The organism is Bacillus marinisedimentorum, assembly GCF_001644195.2.
GTDB lineage: Bacteria > Bacillota > Bacilli > Bacillales > Bacillaceae_O > Bacillus_BL > Bacillus_BL marinisedimentorum.
On sequence record NZ_LWBL02000040.1, the window covers coordinates 38632 to 57991 of the forward strand.

At 50.7% G+C, this 19360-nt stretch carries 20 protein-coding genes; 15 read left to right on the forward strand and 5 right to left on the reverse strand.

Annotated features, from left to right (window positions below; genetic code table 11):
* Nucleotides 1–74: 74 nt before the first annotated feature.
* The gene (locus A4U59_RS11650) at nt 75–1136 is read right to left on the reverse strand and encodes a TIGR00341 family protein (RefSeq protein WP_245680542.1); all 1062 of its coding nucleotides are present in this window, start codon (nt 1134–1136) and stop codon (nt 75–77) included.
* 194 nt (nt 1137–1330) lie between these two features.
* Between A4U59_RS11650 and A4U59_RS11655 the strand changes: the two genes are divergently transcribed.
* Complete coding sequence (locus tag A4U59_RS11655; RefSeq protein WP_066173668.1) at nt 1331–1636, forward strand: hypothetical protein; 306 nt, start codon at nt 1331–1333, stop codon at nt 1634–1636.
* 69 nt (nt 1637–1705) lie between these two features.
* Here A4U59_RS11655 and qoxD read toward each other — a convergent pair whose 3' ends face one another.
* The 4 genes from qoxD to qoxA are packed head-to-tail and all read right to left on the reverse strand — an operon-like array spanning nt 1706 to nt 5446.
* Nucleotides 1706–1987, reverse strand: coding sequence for a cytochrome aa3 quinol oxidase subunit IV (qoxD, locus tag A4U59_RS11660; RefSeq protein WP_066173931.1), 282 nt, complete (start codon nt 1985–1987; stop codon nt 1706–1708).
* A 3-nt stretch (nt 1988–1990) separates the two neighbouring features.
* Nucleotides 1991–2587: a cytochrome aa3 quinol oxidase subunit III gene (gene qoxC / locus A4U59_RS11665; RefSeq protein ID WP_066173671.1), complete on the reverse strand. Its 597-nt coding sequence runs from the start codon at nt 2585–2587 to the stop codon at nt 1991–1993.
* Nucleotides 2587–4533, reverse strand: a complete 1947-nt coding sequence (gene qoxB / locus A4U59_RS11670; protein WP_066173674.1) for a cytochrome aa3 quinol oxidase subunit I — start codon at nt 4531–4533, stop codon at nt 2587–2589. The genes qoxC and qoxB overlap by 1 nt, the downstream gene beginning before the upstream one ends.
* Before the next feature lie 31 nt (nt 4534–4564).
* Nucleotides 4565–5446 (reverse strand): cytochrome aa3 quinol oxidase subunit II, encoded by an 882-nt coding sequence (gene qoxA / locus A4U59_RS11675; protein WP_066173677.1) that lies wholly within the window; start codon nt 5444–5446, stop codon nt 4565–4567.
* A gap of 698 nt (nt 5447–6144) precedes the next feature.
* Here qoxA and A4U59_RS11680 point away from each other — a divergent pair.
* The 14 genes from A4U59_RS11680 (at nt 6145) to A4U59_RS11745 (ending at nt 19201) form a co-directional block, all read left to right on the forward strand.
* Nucleotides 6145–7620 carry a protein adenylyltransferase SelO gene (locus A4U59_RS11680; RefSeq protein WP_066173680.1) on the forward strand — a complete coding sequence of 492 codons (1476 nt, stop codon included), beginning with the start codon at nt 6145–6147 and terminating at the stop codon, nt 7618–7620.
* A gap of 509 nt (nt 7621–8129) precedes the next feature.
* Nucleotides 8130–8273, forward strand: coding sequence for a hypothetical protein (locus A4U59_RS21755; protein ID WP_169823952.1), 144 nt, complete (start codon nt 8130–8132; stop codon nt 8271–8273).
* 462 nt (nt 8274–8735) lie between these two features.
* Nucleotides 8736–9263, forward strand: a complete 528-nt coding sequence (locus A4U59_RS22010) for a CueP family metal-binding protein (RefSeq protein WP_211274927.1) — start codon at nt 8736–8738, stop codon at nt 9261–9263.
* 327 nt (nt 9264–9590) lie between these two features.
* Nucleotides 9591–9914 carry a BC1872 family protein gene (locus tag A4U59_RS11695; RefSeq protein ID WP_066173691.1) on the forward strand — a complete coding sequence of 108 codons (324 nt, stop codon included), beginning with the start codon at nt 9591–9593 and terminating at the stop codon, nt 9912–9914.
* Between the two features lie 172 nt (nt 9915–10086).
* Nucleotides 10087–10452 carry a hydrogenase maturation nickel metallochaperone HypA/HybF gene (locus A4U59_RS11700; protein ID WP_066173694.1) on the forward strand — a complete coding sequence of 122 codons (366 nt, stop codon included), beginning with the start codon at nt 10087–10089 and terminating at the stop codon, nt 10450–10452.
* Nucleotides 10442–11101, forward strand: a complete 660-nt coding sequence (hypB, locus tag A4U59_RS11705; RefSeq protein ID WP_066173697.1) for a hydrogenase nickel incorporation protein HypB — start codon at nt 10442–10444, stop codon at nt 11099–11101. Before A4U59_RS11700 ends, hypB begins: the two co-directional genes overlap by 11 nt.
* Complete coding sequence (gene hypF / locus A4U59_RS11710) at nt 11053–13383, forward strand: carbamoyltransferase HypF (RefSeq protein WP_342670196.1); 2331 nt, start codon at nt 11053–11055, stop codon at nt 13381–13383. The genes hypB and hypF overlap by 49 nt, the downstream gene beginning before the upstream one ends.
* 58 nt (nt 13384–13441) lie before the next feature.
* Nucleotides 13442–13660 carry a HypC/HybG/HupF family hydrogenase formation chaperone gene (locus A4U59_RS11715; protein ID WP_066173705.1) on the forward strand — a complete coding sequence of 73 codons (219 nt, stop codon included), beginning with the start codon at nt 13442–13444 and terminating at the stop codon, nt 13658–13660.
* A complete protein-coding gene (hypD, locus tag A4U59_RS11720) occupies nt 13650–14756 on the forward strand; it encodes a hydrogenase formation protein HypD (RefSeq protein WP_066173708.1) in 1107 nt (368 codons plus the stop codon). Before A4U59_RS11715 ends, hypD begins: the two co-directional genes overlap by 11 nt.
* Before the next feature lie 2 nt (nt 14757–14758).
* Nucleotides 14759–15772: a hydrogenase expression/formation protein HypE gene (hypE, locus tag A4U59_RS11725; protein ID WP_245680543.1), complete on the forward strand. Its 1014-nt coding sequence runs from the start codon at nt 14759–14761 to the stop codon at nt 15770–15772.
* 117 nt (nt 15773–15889) lie between these two features.
* Nucleotides 15890–16417 carry a cytochrome b5 domain-containing protein gene (locus A4U59_RS11730; RefSeq protein WP_066173711.1) on the forward strand — a complete coding sequence of 176 codons (528 nt, stop codon included), beginning with the start codon at nt 15890–15892 and terminating at the stop codon, nt 16415–16417.
* Complete coding sequence (locus tag A4U59_RS11735; RefSeq protein WP_066173714.1) at nt 16417–17322, forward strand: hydrogenase small subunit; 906 nt, start codon at nt 16417–16419, stop codon at nt 17320–17322. The genes A4U59_RS11730 and A4U59_RS11735 overlap by 1 nt, the downstream gene beginning before the upstream one ends.
* A complete protein-coding gene (locus A4U59_RS11740; protein WP_066173717.1) occupies nt 17315–18721 on the forward strand; it encodes a nickel-dependent hydrogenase large subunit in 1407 nt (468 codons plus the stop codon). The genes A4U59_RS11735 and A4U59_RS11740 overlap by 8 nt, the downstream gene beginning before the upstream one ends.
* The gene (locus tag A4U59_RS11745) at nt 18722–19201 is read left to right on the forward strand and encodes a hydrogenase maturation protease (protein WP_066173720.1); all 480 of its coding nucleotides are present in this window, start codon (nt 18722–18724) and stop codon (nt 19199–19201) included.
* The last annotated feature ends 159 nt before the right edge of the window (nt 19202–19360 follow it).

The following is a 19360-nucleotide window of genomic DNA, read 5'->3' on the forward strand; positions in this document are numbered from 1 at the left end:
TCTTCCGCTTTTTGAATTATATTGATAGAGGCCCTCTTTTTTGTCGACAAAAAACGACAGGTGACAGGCACCTGTCAGGTCAAATCCACCTGCTCACCTACCAAAATCGCAACCGCGAGCAGCAGGACGATGATTCCGACAAAAACGATTGACAGTCTCCTTGATGTATTCGCCCGTTGCACTTCTGTCCATTTGATTGGCTGGATTCCGCTTAAAGAAAAGATAATAATGGCAGCAAGCAAAATCGACATTACGTTCACCAACAGCAGAAGCATTGATCCGTATGCTTCCCGCCACATGCCGTCGCCGATTGTTGTTCCTAGTACAACGGTGGGAGGGAGCAGGGCGGCAGCGACCATGACGCCGACAAGCGAGCCGGGCAGCCTGCGCAGAATCGATAGGGCACCGGCTGTTCCTGATGCAAAGGCAAGTACAATATCGAGCAGGTTCACGTGCGTGCGGGATGTGAATTCATGTGTATCAATGGAGACAGGCAATACCATGCTGAATAAGATGGAAATCAGGATGATGATGCCGATTGCAAAAGCAAAGGTTCCCAGTGATTGAATAATGAGCCTGTAGTTCCCGAGGATGGCGGCAAAGGCCACGGATATGATCGGACCGAGCAAAGGGGCTATCACCATCGAGCCAATGACGATCGCTTCACTGTCCCGGAGGAAACCGACAGTCACCACAACGGCTGAGAGGATGACAAGCAATGTGTAAGTCAGATTGATTTTGCTTGATTTTTGGATGACCGACAGCAATTCCTGCCTGCTCACGCGCTGAAGCAAGTTCGTATCTTCAGGCTCCTTCTTCTTCTCCTCTTGCTCTTCCTGTTCCCCGTTCTGCCTGGTGAGAAAAGTCTGAACAGGGAAAAGCAGAACGTTAAACCCGTCGATCACATTGACGCGATTTTCCAGATAATCAAGAATTCCTTCCGTCTCGGTCGACTTCACCAGAATTCGAATTAGTGTATAATCATCGGTTTCATTCGACACCCAGTAAGATTCATGGGGAAATTCCTGCAAGGATTCATTCACTTTTTCAAAGTACTTTTTCGGTACATACGCTTCGATCAGCTGGACTTCCATTTTGCTCCACTTCCGCTTCCGGATTTTATGTAATGTATTCACTAAAGGTCTGTATTACAAGTTATACCCTGTCCTGCCGAATACATAACTGCTTCAGGGACGGAAGGGAAGCCCTGTGAAGAAACCGTCTAAAAAGATTTCGGATAATACCCTCTTTGAATATGTGTAAAATTCGTGAAAACATTTTGACAAAACCGTGAACAACTAACATAATATGGGATAAGGGGGGTGGCGGAATGGACCCGAAAGCAAAAATCTTGCGTGCTGTGAGAGTTGCCGGCAGCACGATACTGATAACTGGCATGATGATTATTTTGACAGGTTTATATGTAAGCGATTACAATGTGATGGTCCCGATTGGCATAGGTACGGCGATGGGATCCATTTTCATATTTTTGATGGGGGTCTTTTTCGTGGCTTCGGAAGAGATGCTTGCCAGAAGGGAAAAGGGGTTCGCACTGGAGGAAATCCAGACAAAAAAAAGAGTGCCGGCTCCAGCACTCCGATTGGTTTATTCATCTGAACGAAAAAATAAAAAGTAATCAGAAAAAGGGTTCGCCGGGAAAGCTGTTTCCTGCTCATTCCGCGACAGAACCCTTATGGTATTTCATCTACATATCCCACACCATCGCAAGCAATGTTCCGAAGATGGTGACAAGCGCGATGATCAATGCATAATAAATGTTCGTATAGATGGCGCCTTTATCATCGGTTTCACCGGCGTGCATGAAGACGATGAGCTGCAGGCCGGCCTGTATGAATGCTGTCACCAGCAGGATGGTCATGCCGATGGCAAACGGCATATTGAAGAAATAAACGGCAAGGGCGACAACGGTCAGCACCAGTGAAAACATAAAGCCCATCACTTGTTTCAACGGGAATAATTCTTTTATCATTTACATCATTCCTTTCAAGTAGATGAAGCTGAAGATGAAGATCCACACGACGTCAAGAAAGTGCCAGTAAAGCGAGAAGATGAACGCTTTATTGCCTGTTTCGTGCGTCAAGCCCCGTTTTATCACCTGTATGAAGATTGCGAGCCCCCAGAACAGGCCGAACGTGACGTGGGCCCCGTGCGTTCCGAGTGTTGTCAGCAAAATCGAAGTGAACGCACTTGTTTGCAATCCTGCTCCGATATGCACATAGTGAACAAATTCATAGATTTCAACGGCCAGGAAGGCCATGCCGAGAATTAGCGTGATGCCCAGGAATGCGAGCATCGCTTTTTTGCGGTTGATCCGCATGGCGTGAACGGCAAGGCCGATCGTGAAGCTGCTTGTCAGCAGGACGACCGTTTCGATCAATACCGGTGTGATTTCGAAAATCTCGGCGCCGGAAGGGCCTGTGCCCGTCCGGTCGGCGAGTGTGAAATACGATGCAAAAAGAGTCGCAAACAGCATGATTTCCGCACCGAGGAAAATCCAAAAACCTAACACTTTCAGCTGGTTTTCTTCTGTTTGATATTCATATGGAAGCGAGTGATCGATTTTCATTAGTTCGCACCCCGCAATTTCGTTTCAGATTTGTTGATTTCTTCGACGCTGATGTAATGGCCGTGGTCCTGTTCAAACGACCGGTATGCCATTGTTCCGAAGATAGCAAGCGTCGACACGATGACTGGAATCCATAGTGCGAATACGAACGAGAAGCCCCAGACGAAGAACAGGGCGCTCATGATGAACGGAAGCCCGCTGTTATTCGGCATGTGGATGTCCTCATATTCCCCTTCAAAAAGCTTATGGCCGTTTTTCTTTGCGTCCCAGAATGTCTGGTCTGAGCTGACCTTTGGCGTGATTGCAAAGTTATATTCCGGCACCGGATTGTGGGTAGCCCATTCAAGCGAACGGGCATTCCATGGATCTGCACCGATATCTCTTGAAGCGTAACGGGTGCTGTAGTAAATGTTATAGACGATCATGGCAAAGGCAACGGCAAGCACGACGGCGCCTGCCATTGAAACCATGTTCCAGATGCCGAAGCCGGTTTCCGCCGAATACGTGTACATCCGGCGCGCCTGGCCGTCAAGCCCGGAGAAGAACATAGGCATGAACGCGGTCAGTGTGCCGATTGCAATCAGCCATGCTGTCGCTTTGCCGATTTTTTCATTCAAAACAAATCCGAACATTTTTGGCCACCAGTACGTGAGGCCGGCAAGCATCGCGAATACGACGCCAGGGATGATCACCATGTGGAAGTGGGCAACCAGGAACATCGTATTATGGTATTGGTAATCGGCCGCTGACATCGCCAGCATGACACCGGTGACGCCGCCGATCGTAAACAGCGGGATGAACAGCAGGGAATAGAGCATCGGTGTCGTGATTTCAATTTTCCCTTTCCAGAGGGTGAAAAGCCAGTTGAAAATTTTCACCCCGGTCGGAACAGCGATCAGCATCGTTGAGATAGAGAAGATGCTGTTTGTCAAAGCGCCCTGGCCCATTGTGAAAAAGTGGTGGACCCAGACGAAGAAAGACAGCAGGGAAATCGCGACCATCGACCAGACCATTGTGTTGTAACCATACAGGTTCCGGCGGGCGAACGTCGAGATGATTTCGCTGTAGATGCCGAATGCCGGCAGGATCAGGATATACACTTCAGGATGGCCCCATACCCAGAACAGGTTGGCCCACAGCATATCCATGCCGCCGTTTGCTGTTGTGAAAAAGTTCGTCGCAAACAGACGGTCCATCGTGCCCATTGCAAGGGCGACAGTCAGGACCGGGAAGGCGAACACGATAATGACGTTCGTAATCAGGATGGACCATGTGAACATCGGCATTTTCATCAGTGTCATGCCAGGCGCCCGCATTTTCAGGATGGTCGTGATGAAGTTGATTCCTGTCATCAGCGTGCCGATGCCGGAGATTTGCAGGGCGATCATATAATAGTTTGTTCCGACAGAGTGGCTGAAATCATTCCCGGCAAGCGGAAAATACGATGTCCAGCCGGCATCAGGCGATCCACCGATGACAAACGAAATATTGAACAGCATGGCTCCGAAAAAGAACAGCCAGAAGCTGAGTGCATTCAAGCGCGGGAACGCGACGTCGCGTGCGCCGATTTGCAGCGGCACGACAAAGTTCATCAGCGCGATGACAAACGGCATCGCCATGAACATGATCATGACAACTCCGTGCGTGGAAAAAATTTCGTTATAATGCTGGGCATCCAGCAGTTTATTGTCCGGGACGGCAAGCTGCGCGCGCATCATGATTGCATCGGCACCGCCGCGGAACAGCATGAGCAATGCCGAAATCAAATACATGATTCCAATCCGTTTATGGTCGACGGTTGTCAGCCATTCGCGCCACAGGTAGCCCCATTTTTTAAAATAGGTGAGCCCTGCGGCGATGGCGATCATCGTAAGGCCGATCGCAACCATTGATGCGTAAATGGCCGGACTCGGATGCGGGACGGCAAATCGATCAAAAAAGTCCATTCGGGATGGCTCCTTTCCTTTAAAAGGTTATTTATTCGTGAGCGTTGTTGTGTCCTTGGTCATCTTGCCCGCCTTCTGATTTCATGTTGTGATGCATTGGCGGCGGTGAGAAGTCAAGATGCGTTCCGGTGAACGTCATCCGGCCGAGATGGCCCGGCTTCAGAAGCTTGTCGAATTGCTTTTCTGTGAGCGGTTCGGCCGTTTTGTGAACTTCATCGACCCACTCATCAAATTCCTTTTGCGGCATCGCTGTTACATTGAACGTATTTTCAGCAAATCCTTCACCGCTGAAGTTCGCATTCCGCCCCATGAATTCACCAGGCGCATCAGCTGCCAGATGCAGGGTTGTCACCATGTCAGCCATGGCATATTTCTGTCCGCCGAGCTGCGGAATCCAGAAACTCGTAATCGGCCCGAACGAGTAAAGCTTAAATTCTACAGGCCGGTCGGATGGAATATACAAGTAGTTGACCGTTTCGATCCCCTGTTCCGGGTAGCTGAAATGCCATTTCCAGTTGGATGAAGAGGCATAGACGGTCAATGGTTCCTTGTCTTCGTATCCTTTAGGTGTTGCCTCGACTGCGTAGTTGGACTGAACATTGATGACGGAGAGAAAAATGACAATTACGATCGGAATGCCGATAAAAATAGATTCAATGACTTTGCTTCCTTCGATATGCGGTGGTTCATAATCTTCACTTTGATTGGATGCTCGATATTTCACTAACATATATGCTAAAAGACTGAAGACAACGATGACGATACCAAGCATGATCCAGATGGACAGCATGATGTCGTCTGCCTGGATTTTTGCCTGCGGTCCTTTCGGATCAAGTACCATAAGCGGTTCACAGCCTGCCAAAAAAGCTGTGATGGCGAGCAAGACTGCCAAATACATCCGTTTCATCCACATAAGGCTTCTCCTTTCGTGCACTTTATTTTTTATAGTAAACAACATGTGTATGATGTTTAATCAACGCTATCTTAATATCATAAATAGCCTGAACTCAAATGTTTGTGCTCCGTGTCACAAAAAGTTCATGAATGCCTCACAAGTGTGTAACAAATTTCACATAAAGGTGGAAATTTCGAAGAAAACGTAATAAAATATATTATTTTACGATTCACATGTGTGGGGTTATTTTCCAATAATAAGCGGTTATCTGTCAGAAAGAATGTGCTTATGGCATACAGGAAGTTTTGTGGGGCTTTTTAAAGAAAGTAATTGATTTTACACATTGTCGGGGGCGATTTTTTAAGCGGTTTTGTCCCAGGGTGCACTTTCAAGGATGAATACTCAAGAAGCGTTCCTCTAATTTAGGCCAGGCCGCAATTGCATGTACGACTAACAAGAATCCCACCTCTAATTAGACCAGCGCGCATTTATAGGGACAATTCTTTATAAATCGTTCCGGTCATACCGAAAAAGCTTCCCATTCATGCATCCAAAAAAATAAATATTATTTAAGGGATGAAAACTGGGGGAGATTAGTGTGGTTTGGCGTTATGCCGGGAACATAAGAGTAAGGACGTTATCCACTTTGGCCGGAATTTTTTACGGATAAAAGAAAAAGCTAATTGATAAAAGCCGAAAGAAGAAAAGGGGATTTGATGACAGAGCGAAAAATAACGACAGAAGCAGGTTGGAATTTCGAGAACAGTTATACACGGCTTCCGGGGACCTTTTATTCAATGCAGGACCCGGATCCTGTACGTTCACCTGAGCTGGCTGTCTTCAATGGGCCGCTGGCTGAAGCGCTCGGATTGAACGCCGAATCGCTGCAGAGTAAAGATGGGGCGGAAGTGTTTGGCGGAAACCGCATCCCTGATGGTGCATCGCCGCTTGCTCAGGCCTATGCCGGGCATCAATTCGGATATTTCAATATGCTCGGCGACGGCCGTGCCGTGCTGCTTGGTGAGCAGATTACGCCAGAAGGCGAGCGGGTCGATGTTCAGCTTAAGGGTGCAGGCAGGACCCCGTATTCGCGCGGAGGCGACGGGCGTGCGTCACTGGGACCGATGCTGCGCGAGTACATTATGAGTGAAGCGATGCACGCGCTCGGCATTCCGACGACCCGAAGCCTGGGGGTTGTGACGACTGGTGAATCAGTGGTTCGGGAAACGATGCTACCCGGTGCGGTTTTGACGCGGACAGCAGCCAGCCATTTGCGTGTCGGCACGTTTCAGTATGCAGTGCAGTTTGGTTCGAAAGAGGACCTGCGCAATCTCGCTGATTATGCAATAGAGCGGCATTTTCCGGATATTGAAGAGGGTGAGGGCAAGTACCTTGCACTGCTTCGCGGAGTGATCAAACGGCAGGCTTCGCTTATCGCCAAATGGCAGCTTGCCGGTTTTATCCACGGCGTGATGAACACCGACAACATGACGATCAGCGGCGAAACGATCGATTACGGCCCGTGTGCGTTCATGGATAACTATGACCCGGCAACAGTGTTCAGTTCGATTGACAGGGAAGGCCGCTACGCCTACGGAAATCAGCCTCCGATCGGCGGATGGAATCTCACGCGCTTTGCTGAAACGCTGGTGCCGCTGTTCCATGACGATCAGGAGCAGGCTGTCGAGCTTGCGCAGGATGAGCTCTCTGCTTATCCGGAGTTGTATCGTACCAGCTGGCTTGCAGGGATGAGAGCGAAACTCGGCTTGTTCAGCGAAGAGCCAGATGATGAAGCGCTTATAGAAGACCTTCTGAGTTTAATGAAGAAGCATGAGGCGGATTATACCAATACGTTCGTTTCCTTAACGTTTAAAAGGCAGGTGGATGGTGCCCTGTCTGGGAATCTGGAATATACGAAGTGGCATGAACGCTGGCATGAGCGGCTGGAGAGACAGGACGAATCGAAAGAGGCTGCGCGGGAGCATATGAAAAAAAGCAATCCTGCGGTAATCCCGCGCAATCACCGGGTTGAAGAGGCGCTGGATGCTGCGGTGAAAGAAGGGGATTACAGCGTGATGGAACGGCTGCTTGATGTGCTGGCAAATCCGTATGCACATACGGATAATCAGGCGGAGTATGCCAGGCTTCCGGAGCCTTCGAATCGGGTTTTCCGGACATATTGCGGAACTTGATTGACAAAAAGGTGCCTGGCCTCCGGCGCATGAATGCATCGGGGGCCAGGCGTTTTTTTACCATATAGGAAATTAGGGAGTGTTTCGGCGCAGCAGCCAATTTTAAGAATATAGATAAGGTCAACGAAGCCACTATCTACGCCTTTAGGGTTGCTAATTGGCGAGTTATCTTTAATTGGTAAGAATGTATAAGTTTCAAGCAAGGTCAATGTCCAGCTGCGGCGGGCAATCGTCATAAGCATTTCACCTCCATGAAGGGGAAAAGTGCCCTTCCTGGTTCGGCCCTGCTTATGCGTACGCCGCTGAACAAGGGATCTCCGCACTTCGAGATGTCCAGCTCCAGGCGCCAACGGCTTACGTCATAAGCGGTGATCCCCTCCGGAAGGGAAACCCGCCTTCCTGCGGGTACCCCCGCTTATGCGTACGCCGCTAAGCGGGCGCCTTGCGCATTTCGTGTGTCCGGCTGGGAGCCAGGGTCTAGCGCCATCCATGAAAGAAGGAGTTCCCGCGTGAAAGCCGGGCTGAACGGCGCGAAACAGCTGCTCTGGCGTGAAAGTTGGCCTCTACGGCATGAAAGATGGGAGATTACGCGTGAAATAGTGAAGGTTTGGCGTGAAAGAAAACGGATCCCGCGCGAAAGTGAATCCCTCTGATTGTAATTGTTCGCATACGGCGTGAAAAGCCGGGGATATGGCGGGAATAAACAGTCATCTGGCGTGAAATACGAAGAAAAGGAATAGTCTTTTTATAAAATGAGACAAATCTGGCAGGTTACCGGGCCTAAATGGATCTGAGTGATCCTGTATATGAGTGTATAGCCCGGTTTTGGCCGTCAGCTTGCTTGAAACGGTGGAAGAACGTGCAAATTTCTATGCCCGGTTTATTCAGGCTGTACTGGTCTGGCACCGTATTGGGTTGTGGGTCGGCTGCTCTACTCCAGGAGGGAAAACCGCATCACTGCTGATAACCGCGCTTATGCGTATGCTGATAAGCGGACGCCTTGCATTTTTTTATAGGATATTTTTGTCAACAAATCGACTATAATTTTAATTGTATTCACCATACATATATGTAAAATGAAATTATATATGAAAGAAACAAGGTGGTGAATGCATATGAAAATTAAAGTTATTGCGGCTGTCGGTTTCATTTCTCTTCTGCTGGCTGGGTGTGGGAATGATGAAAGCAAGGCGCCTCAAGAAAGCGGAGATGTAAACGTGAAGGAATTGGTGAGTGAGTACAGTGCCGCTGACCTGGACAACCAGTCGGCCTCCATCACAGCCACTGAGCTCATTGTGAAGGACAGTGACGGAAGCCAGACAGCGTATGATTTGCCTGCAGAAGAATTCTTTGTCTCAATCGCACCGTATGAAAGTCAGACCCATCCATGAACATTCCATAGCTTGACAGGTTGTCAAGGGGAACTGGCGGATGAAGAGTTTGACGTATACATTGAAGACACAGAAGGTAACGTAGTTGTGAACGAAACAATGAAATCACAATCGAACGGATTTATCGACCTGTGGCTGCCGCGGGATAAAACGTATAAGACGAAAATTTCGCACGCAGGTAAAACAGTTGAATCTGAGATTTCGACTTTTGAAGATGACATGACTTGCATTACAACGATGCAGCTCCTGTAAGGCTTAGAGTATAAAAACCGAATGGATTATTATTCGTTAAAAAGCTCCTTTTGCAAACAACGCAAAAGGGGCTTTTTTTGTTTTTTTATCGGCTAGATCAGCTTCGAGGACATAGCGCTGGGGTGCAGGGCCCACATAGCTCTGGTGACAGCGAGCACCTGCAGCGAAATATCAACGGCCGCATTTAGCAGAGCTTTTTAAGAAAAAAATTTCAATTAAAGATGGAAAACGCACTAATACTGTTATATAATAATCAATAAATTAGTATATTGTTATATAACATAACGAACGGTAATTAACTGAAAAAAAGAAAGGGGAAAGAATTGGATGACGAAAACAGAATCGATCGCACGCAGAATATTGGGCTGGAAATTGAACAGGTGGGACCGCTGGTTCGATTATGAACAGGGGGAATTCATTTACACGGCAGACTTCCAGCCTGAAAAAAATCTTGATCATGCCATGCTTGTTGTGGAGAAGCTTAAAGAGGTCGGCTACCGGTTTTCAACAAACGGTGTTTCAGAGGTTTCTTTCAATGATGTCAGGGATAACGGTGAAACACTTGCACAGGCTATCACCAATGCGGCTTATACGCTCATTCAAAGGAGTACGGTTGCTGATAGTGTGAGTGTCGGCCAAAAGCTGTATTAAGACAGGGGCGGTTCTTCTGCTTTCGTATGGGAGCGGAAGACCGTCTTTTTATTTGGGTGCCTGACCCCCGGTGCGTTAAAGCGCCGGGGGTCAGCTGCGTTTACGGGGTTCTTTTCAATATCATTGGCGCATACACATCATGATGACAGAGTCCGATGAAAGGTGTTGGGACATGCATGAGATGTCATTGATGTCGGAAATTGTACAGCTTGTTTCAGAGGATGCGGAAGCAAGGGGATTTGCAAGAGTCGATCGGATTGAGGTGGTGATCGGGGATCTATCCAATGTGCTCGCGGATGCTCTTGAACTCGCCTTTTTTCACTTCCGGAAAGAAGGCCGGGGCCTTCTTGCTCAAGAGTCGGAATTAAAAATGATCCGGGAGCCGGCAGCGGCAAAATGCCAGGCATGCATGCACGAATTCGAACCGGATTACAGGATCGCCCTTTGTCCGGTGTGCGGGTATACCGATTGTTTCCTTCTCGCAGGGGAGACATTCCGGGTGGAATCTTATGAAGGAAGTGATGAAGATGAAAGTTGAATTGCGTGAAGATGTGCTGAAGGATTTGAATGCGGCTGCCTGCTTCAACAGGGAGTCGTTTCTTGATAACCATACGCTTGTCATCAATGTAATGAGTTCTCCTGGGGCAGGAAAGACGACGCTGCTTGAGGAGACGGTGAAACGGCTGGCGGATGAATTCACGATCGGTGTCATCGAAGGGGATCTGGCGACCGACCGGGATGCGGAGAGGCTGCGTTCACTCGGCGTGAAGACAGTACAAATTAATACGGTAGGCGGCTGTCACCTTGATGCCCGGATGGTCGCGAAAACGCTGCCGGAATTCGACCTTGATGAGATCGATGTCCTTTTTATTGAAAATATCGGCAACCTTGTCTGCCCGTCCGGTTATGATCTCGGCCAGCAATATAAAGTGGTTGTGCTCAGCGTCCCGGAAGGAAACGATAAAATCCCCAAGTATCCAGTCATGTTCAGGAGGACCGATATGACGATCATCAATAAAATCGATCTTCTCCGGTATGTTCCATTTGATCTCGAAACTGCTGAACAGGACCTGAGGGCAATCAATCCACAAGCCCGATTCCATACGCTGTCCGCCCGGACGGGTGAGGGGATGGATGAGTGGATCGGCTGGATTCGGGAAGCGCACCGCCAATGCGTAAAGCCCTGAGCATTGTTGTAAAAGGGAAGGTGCAGGGGGTCGGGTTCCGCCCGTTCATTTATTCGCTATCAAAAAAGTATGGGCTGGACGGCACGGTCCAGAATAACCTGGGCTGTGTCACGATTACGGTTGAAGGGGATGAGGATCGGCTTGATTCGATGGTAAAAGAGCTTGAGGCATCGCCGCCTGTACTGGCTAAAATTGATGAGGTGAAGATCACACACATCCCACCGTCCGGCAGTAGGGGATTTGCGATTATTCCAAGCCTGCATGAAGGCGATGCTGTACCTATGGTCCCGGCTGATGCGGCCGTTTGCCGTGATTGTTTGCGGGAAATGAATGATCCGGCTGACCGGCGGTTCGGCTATCCATTCATTAACTGTACCCAATGCGGTCCCCGCTACACGATAATTGAAAAACTTCCTTATGACCGCTCATACACAACGATGCGGGAGTTTACGATGTGTCCCGAATGCCGGGAGGAGTACGAAGACCCGGCCGACAGGCGCCATCATGCACAGCCAACCTGCTGCCCGAAGTGCGGGCCGACAGTCAAGCTTCTGGATCGGAACGGGGAAAACCTGGCGGAAAACAGTACGGCACTTGCACAAACAGGTGATTTCCTGAAACAGGGGTTCATCATCGCCATCAAGGGAGTCGGGGGCTATCATTTGGCCTGTGATGCCCGTCAAAAGCAGGCTGTCGAGCAACTTCGGCTGCTCAAAAAACGGCCGCAGCGGCCGCTTGCTGTCATGGTGAAATCACTGGATGCGGCCGCTGCGTTTTGCCAGTTTTCAGAAGAAGAAAAAAGGTTTCTGACCGGGCCGGAAATGCCGATAGCAGTGTTACGGAAAAAGAGAGAATGCCCATTGCCGGACGCAATTTCACCGGGATTATCAACGATTGGTGTCATGCTGCCATATACACCGCTGCACCATCTCCTGTTCGAAAAGAGCGGCCTTGACTGCCTGGTTATGACGAGCGCCAATCTCTCCGGCATGCCGATCCATTACAGGGACGGCATTTCGGATGTGCTGGGGGGCCTGTGCAACTATGTGCTGACGCATGACCGCGAGATCCATCTGCCCATCGATGATTCGGTTGTCCAAAGTGACAGGAAAGATCTCATGATGTTGCGGCGGGCCAGAGGATTCACCCCTGAACCGCTCAAAACGAAAGCTGATGTTGACAACATGATCGCTCTCGGGGGAAATCAAAAAAACACATTTTCAATCGGCAGGGAGCATCACATATTCATGAGCCCGCATATCGGCGATCTCGAGAACGAAGAAATGATCCGCTCGTTTGAGGAGCAGCTTGCTCATTATAAAAAGTGGCTGGATGTCCGGGAGGTTCATGTCGCAATTGATAAGCACCCGCTTTATGCGACAACTGCAATTGCTGAAAGGATGGGCGCCAACATAATTCCTGTACAGCATCATCATGCCCATCATGTGTCATGCATGGCAGATAACGGACTTGAAGAGCCCTGCCTGGGAATCATTTTGGATGGAACGGGATATGGAGAAGACGGCACGATTTGGGGGTTTGAGTTCCTGTATGGTGATGCGGGTGGATTCGAGCGGCTGGCCTGTTTGCGCCCTGCACCTCTGCCGGGAGGGGAAACAGCGGTGAAGGAACCGTGGCGGGCGGCGGTCGGGATGCTGCTTCATTTTTGGCCAGAGGAGGGGGAGGAGTGGGCAAATGCGCTTTTCCCTGAAAAGAAGGCACAAATCCGTACTCTGCAGCAGATGATCAAAACAGGACTGAACTCGCCGATGGCAGGAACAGCCGGCCGCCTGTTTGATGCTGTAAGCGCCCTGCTTGGTGTTTGCAAGGTGTCAACATACGAAGGGGAAGCTGCGGTAAAATTGTCGGATTTCATGAATGGGGCTGAACCAGAAAGGCAAGAAGCGGCGGTGTATCCATTCCGCCTGGGAACGGAAAGGGGAAGTCCTGTCCAGCTCGATCTCTCACCGATGATCCGCCAAATTATCGCCGATCACCTGGGCGGAGTGCCGTCCTCAACAATCATCCGTAAGTTCCACGAGACGATTGTTGCAAGCTGTATCGATGTTGTACGGGCACTGATGAATCAGCGCCCCGGTCTGAATCGGACCATCGTCCTGTCAGGCGGATCTTTTCAAAACGCCTATCTTGCCAGGGAGGTACACAGGCGCCTCGGACAGGAAGGCTTTGGCGCCTTTACCCATCAAAACGTGCCTTGCCATGATGGGGGTTTATCTCTTGGCCAGCTTATTATTGCCAGTGTGAAGAAAGGTGGTGCCTGACCTCCGGCGCGTTAAAGCGCCGGGGGTCAGGCACCGATAATGGAAGGATGTGACCGTTATGTGCCTCGGTGTGCCCGCGAAAGTTATGGAAGTGGAGAAAGGGCAGGCGCTTGTCGATGTGATGGGCTCCAGGATGATGGCAGGGATCGTGTTTGTCCCGGATGTTCGGGTCGGTGATTATGTTCTGCTTCATGCCGGACAGGCAATGACCATTGTCGATGAGCGCTTTGCGAATGAAAGTATCAAGGAGTGGAGGGAAGTGCTTGATGGCAAGTAAGGACTCGTTATCTGACCCTGTCTTGATGAGAAGATCGGCTGAAGCCGTTATCGAACTGGCCGGGAAGGTGAAAGCCGAACTCGGCAGAATTCCGGTTTTTATGGAAGTGTGCGGTTCCCATACGATGGCGTTCGCCAAATCGGGCATCAAAGCAAGGCTGCATGAGGATGTCCGCTTGATTGCCGGGCCGGGGTGCCCGGTCTGTGTAACGGACCAGAAATCAATTGATGGCATGATCCAGCTGGCCGAAGGCCCTGACAGAATTCTTTGCACGTTCGGCGATATGATGCGGGTGCCCGGTTCGAAATCAACGCTGATGAAGGCGAAAACGAATGGCGGGGATATCCGGGTCGTTTACTCGCCGCTTGAAAGTGTGAAGCTCGCCGAAGACAATCCCGGCAAGGAAGTCATCTTTCTCGGTATCGGCTTTGAAACGACAATCCCGATTCTTGCACTCGCTGTTGATGCCGCGAACACCAAACTGCTGAATAATTTTTCGGTCTGGATGGCGACGAAGCGGGTGGAGCCTGTGATGCGGGCCCTTCTCGATTCAGGTGAAATGAAGCTCGATGGGTTCTTGCTGCCGGGGCATGTTTCTGTTGTATCTGGAGAAAGGAGCTACCGGTTTTTAGCGGACGAGTACAGGATGCCGGGCGTCATTTCCGGATTTGAGCCAGTCCAGCTTCTAAGCGGCATATATAAGCTGCTGGAGCAAGTCCTGGAAAAAAAGGCTGGCATCCTGAATGATTATCCTGCCGTCGTGACGGAAGGCGGGAACATTATTGCCCGCAAATATATGGATAAATACTTTGAACCGCACGCCGAGGCCTGGCGGGGAATGGGGGAAATCCCGGACAGCGGTTATGTGCTGAAAGACCGGTATGCCCGGTTTGATGCGAGAAAAAAGTTTGCGGTATCGGTGAAGAAACCGGGGAAGTCGCCATGCCGGTGCGGTGAAATCATCCGCGGTTTGATCACTCCTGAAGAATGTGCGCTGTTCAATAAAGGGTGCACACCGGCAAATCCGGCCGGTCCGTGCATGGTATCGACGGAAGGGACATGTGCTGCCCACTATCAATATATGAGGGAGGAATAACAGTGGCCGAGCGGATCAGTCTTGCACACGGCGAAGGCGGGGAGCTTACACACCGGCTGATTGAGGATGTGTTCGCCCCGGCATTCGGGCACGGCGGACAAACGCGATTTGATGCCGCCAGCCTGCACGGGGATTTGGGGCGGGTTGCTGTCACAACGGACAGTTATGTCATCAGGCCGCTGTTTTTTCCGGGGGGGAGCATCGGCAAACTGGCGGTTACAGGCACTGTGAACGACCTTGCTGTCTCAGGTGCCGTGCCGAAGTTCCTGACGGCAGGTTTCATCATTGAAGAAGGATTCCCTCTCGCAGATTTGAAAAGAATTACTGCTGATATGGCAGAAGAAGCGCAAGCAGCAGGTGTATCCATCATCGCCGGTGATACAAAGGTCGTGGAAAAAGGCGGTGCTGACGGGTTGTTCATCAACACGTCCGGAATTGGCTGCTTTCCTCAACAGCGGCGAATCCATCCGGATGCAATCAAGGAAGGCGATGTGGTCATTGCAAGCGGGACCATCGGAGATCACGGTATTGCCATTCTCGGAGCACGACAGGAGCTTGGGCTGATGATGGCAGTGGAAAGTGATTGTGCTTCCTTGAACCATCTCATTCAGGAACTGATGAAGGAAACGGACGGCATCCGGCTGATGCGCGATCCAACGCGGGGCGGGCTGGCGACAGCGCTAACCGAGTTGTGCGAAGACTTCAGGATGACCGTTGAGCTTGATGAGTCAACCGTGCCGATCCGGAACGATGTCCGGGGAGCATGCGACCTTCTTGGGTTCGATCCCCTGTACCTCGCAAACGAAGGGAAGGTCGTACTTATCGCAGATGAAAAAGATTGCGATCGTATACTGGAGAAAATCCGGCAACATGAAAGGGGGAAGAACGCTTGCATGATCGGCCGCGTCACATCAAGCGGGGATCCAAACACCGGTAAATTGCTGCTGAAAACACCAATCGGCACGACCCGGCGCCTCCAGCGCCTGGCCGGCATGCTTCTGCCGCGGATTTGCTGAATGGCCGGGCGGCTGTCCCGTTCCGGTGATGCAGTCAGGTGTCTCTGTATGCTTTTCGAATGGTTCTCCCGGCCTTTGCATAAGATGAAATGATACTTACATCACGAGGAGGACCCCATGCGAAATGTACAGTTGCTCAGATTGCAGCTGAATCATCTTGTCAGCCAGGCCCGCCATGATATTTATACACTTTCATCCGTTAGTGATGAAGCAACGAAGCGGCAGCTTCTGCAGCGGCTGTGGGATGCGCTGTCCACCATTCACTTTTTGAGCGAGCTGCTCGCCGACAAAGCGCAGACGGCACCGCTCCCACAGCAGCAAGCTCCTCAGCCGCAGCCAATCCAGCCGGCGGCAGATTCACCACAAATCCCGCCAATTACGCCGCTCCCCGGTCAATCCCCGCCCCAGCAGCCGCAGCGAACATTCTCCGCTGCCGAATTGGCGACGTTTGACGGCAAAAACGGCCGGCCTGCTTATGTCGCCGTTAATGGAACGGTTTATGATGTGACGAACAACAGGGCATGGGCGGCTGCGACCCACTTTGCCCTGACAGCAGGTAAAGATTACACGAAAGAATTCGCTTCGTGCCATGCTGGGCAACAATCAATTTTGGCGACATTGCCAATTGTGGGGAGGCTGGTGTGATGGAAAAGAAGGTGCTGCCGCCTGAGCCGCTGACGAACGAAGCGATCGCTGAACGGCTGAAAAATACGGCGGTAAATCGGCTTGATGATGGGCTCATCAAGAAACAGAATCTCGTTTATTTGGAACTGAATGGCTGCTCCGGCAACATCATTTCCCTGTTGAATGGAAGAAATCCCGATTTTGCTTATACGCTGAATTTGATGGTCAACCTCCGTTACAGTAACAGTCTGATGGCGGCTGAAGGAGAACAGGCTATTAAACAACTGCTTGAATCACTCGATGAAGATTTTATACTGGCCGTCGAAGGGGCGGTTGCCTTGAAAAACAACGGCCTGTATAACGTAATCGGCAGCCTTGACGGCAAGCCTTTTACCGGGCTTCAGGCCGCGAGAATGTTCGGGGAAAAAGCAAAACACATACTTGCCGTCGGCGCCTGCGCCACACATGGAGGCGTTTCAGCGGCAAAACCGAATCCGTCCGAGTCGGTCGGACTTCAGCAAGTCCTGCCTGATAAGCCGATGATCAAACTGCCCGGCTGCCCGGTGCACCCGGATTGGTTTCTTGGCACACTCGCCCACTTGCTGCTGTACGGAGAGCCGGAGACCGACAATCTCGGACGCCCTCTCATGTTTTACAGTACACTCATCCACGACCGCTGTCCGAGACGGCCGTTTTTCGACCGTGGCATTTTTGCGGAAAAGCTGGGTGATAAAACGTGCCTGTTTAAGCTGGGATGCCGCGGGCCGGTCACACGGATCGATTGTCCGACTCGGCAGTGGAACGGCCACGTTAACTGGCCGATCGGTGACGATACGCCTTGTATCGGCTGTGCCCAGTTCGGGTTCCCGGATGCGATGGCGCCGTTCATCAGTTATGACACGACAAGGGTGGTGGAGGATGAGTAAACGCATTGTCATCAATCCGCTGACACGCATCAGCGGATTCATGGAAATCGATGTCACTGTCGAGCAAAACCGCGTTGTTGAAGCAAAAACGAAAGGTAACCTGTTCCGCGGCTTTGAACAGATGCTCGTCGGCAGAAGCCCATTCGATGCCGTCTATTTTACCCAGCGAATTTGCGGCATCTGTTCGTCCGCCCACTCTATGGCGTCCTCATTGGCGCTTGAAGATGCGCTCGGCATCACACCGCCTGAACAGGGCAGATACTTGCGCGACATTATCCATTGCTGTGAGTTTTTACAAAATCACATCCGCCATTTTTATCAATACACTGTCCCGGATTTTGTGAAAATCGAAGGGAATGTTCTTTTGCAATCCGACCATGACGACTTCAGGCTTCCGAAAGCGGTCAATGCCCGCATCGCAAAACATTATTTCGAGTCGCTTGCGGTCAGCCGATCGGCGCACGAGATGCTGGCAGTGCTTGGCGGAAAGGCACCTCACAATCACGGTGTTTTCATTGGAGGCATCACCACTCAGGCGACTGCAGAAAAAGTCGTCCACATTGATTCCCTTTTACAAAAAATCACTGTTTTCATTAATGAAAAAATGATTCCCGACGCCTACGAAATCGGCCGGTACTATCCTGAGTACTACCGGTTCGGAGGCGGGTATGGCAACTTGCTGACATACGGGGCGTTCAACCATTACGATGACCTGCCGACGCTTTATGTCGACCCGCTTGTCTCGACAATGAAAACAATCGAACCATTCGATGAACAAAACATTGAAGAGAAAATCGACTATTCCTGGTATACCTCAACCAATAGCACGTACAAGCCGGATAAGGAAACGGCGAAGCCTGACCAGGATAAGCCAAAGGCTTATTCATGGGTAAAAGCACCGCGGTACCGCGGCCTTCCATTTGAAGTAGGGCCGCTCGCAAGACTGATCTTGAGCGATGCTTATGATGGCGGCATTTCTGCGATGGATCGGACAATCGCACGCGCCCTTGAAGCAAAAAAAATCGCCGAAATCATGCGTACCCTGCTTGAGCAAGTTATCCCTGGTGTGGACGTCCAGAAAAAATACAGCCTGCCTCAATCCGCAGCAGGAAGGGGGCTCGTCGATACAACCCGGGGAGCGCTAGGCCACTGGCTGAAAATCGAGGACAAAAAACTGTCCTTTTACCAGATCATCACGCCGTCGACTTGGGATTTTTCCCCTCGGGATGACAAAGGCTTCAGGGGCGTCGCTGAACAGGCTTTAATGGGAACACCGATTGAGAATCCGGACAAACCGGCGGAAATCGGCCGGATCCTCCGCTCCTTCGATCCATGCATGTCCTGTGCCACCCACATTTACAGCCCGGGCAAACAAGTCAAAACGATAAAGGTGTTATAAATGGGAGACGTCCTTGTACTTGGAATTGGTAATCAACTCATGATGGATGACGGCATCGGCATCTATCTTGTTGAAGAACTGGAGAAGCGGTTCGGCGAATCGAACATTCGTTTTGAAATAGGTGAATCCGATATCGACTATGCCTTTGAACAGATCGAAGCTGCCGACTTCGTCTTGATTCTCGATGCCATATATGCCGGCAAACGACCCGGCGAAGTTTCGGTCTTGCCGCTATCCGGCCTGCACGAGAGCCAGCCGCTCGGCATTTCTCCACACAATCTTCACCTGTTCCAGATGCTGCATCAGCAGCGTGAAACAATCAAAGGCTTTCTTATTGGAGTGGAACCCGGCGAAGTGCGGTTTCACATGGGGCTGAGTGATGTGGCGGCGGAGAGGTGGGAGGGGATTGTTGACGAGGTAGCGGAGACGTGTGCCGCCTTGCTCAAGCAGGAGGAGGGTAGGGCTTCCACATCCAAATAGGGGCTGTAGAAGAAGGTCCTGCTTTACAAGCGGGAGACGAAAAGCAATCTGGAAAAGGCGGCAGGCCTTCACAGTGTATGGTGATGGTTTGGCGCTTATTTTCTTTATCTGTAGAAAAAGACATATGGCGTAAGTATGGTACAGCGTAAAGGAATATCA

What these genes read in the sequence shown, in the direction of transcription:
- A4U59_RS11655 (WP_066173668.1), top strand. Translation starts at nt 1,331, where the DNA reads ATGGACCCGAAAGCAAAAATCTTGCGTGCTGTGAGAGTTGCCGGCAGC.
- qoxC (WP_066173671.1), bottom strand. Translation starts at nt 2,587, where the DNA reads ATGAAAATCGATCACTCGCTTCCATATGAATATCAAACAGAAGAAAAC.
- qoxB (WP_066173674.1), bottom strand. Translation starts at nt 4,533, where the DNA reads ATGGACTTTTTTGATCGATTTGCCGTCCCGCATCCGAGTCCGGCCATT.
- qoxA (WP_066173677.1), bottom strand. Translation starts at nt 5,446, where the DNA reads ATGTGGATGAAACGGATGTATTTGGCAGTCTTGCTCGCCATCACAGCT.
- A4U59_RS11680 (WP_066173680.1), top strand. Translation starts at nt 6,145, where the DNA reads ATGACAGAGCGAAAAATAACGACAGAAGCAGGTTGGAATTTCGAGAAC.
- A4U59_RS11695 (WP_066173691.1), top strand. Translation starts at nt 9,591, where the DNA reads ATGACGAAAACAGAATCGATCGCACGCAGAATATTGGGCTGGAAATTG.
- A4U59_RS11700 (WP_066173694.1), top strand. Translation starts at nt 10,087, where the DNA reads ATGCATGAGATGTCATTGATGTCGGAAATTGTACAGCTTGTTTCAGAG.
- hypB (WP_066173697.1), top strand. Translation starts at nt 10,442, where the DNA reads ATGAAAGTTGAATTGCGTGAAGATGTGCTGAAGGATTTGAATGCGGCT.
- A4U59_RS11715 (WP_066173705.1), top strand. Translation starts at nt 13,442, where the DNA reads ATGTGCCTCGGTGTGCCCGCGAAAGTTATGGAAGTGGAGAAAGGGCAG.
- hypD (WP_066173708.1), top strand. Translation starts at nt 13,650, where the DNA reads ATGGCAAGTAAGGACTCGTTATCTGACCCTGTCTTGATGAGAAGATCG.
- A4U59_RS11730 (WP_066173711.1), top strand. Translation starts at nt 15,890, where the DNA reads ATGCGAAATGTACAGTTGCTCAGATTGCAGCTGAATCATCTTGTCAGC.
- A4U59_RS11735 (WP_066173714.1), top strand. Translation starts at nt 16,417, where the DNA reads ATGGAAAAGAAGGTGCTGCCGCCTGAGCCGCTGACGAACGAAGCGATC.
- A4U59_RS11740 (WP_066173717.1), top strand. Translation starts at nt 17,315, where the DNA reads ATGAGTAAACGCATTGTCATCAATCCGCTGACACGCATCAGCGGATTC.
- A4U59_RS11745 (WP_066173720.1), top strand. Translation starts at nt 18,722, where the DNA reads ATGGGAGACGTCCTTGTACTTGGAATTGGTAATCAACTCATGATGGAT.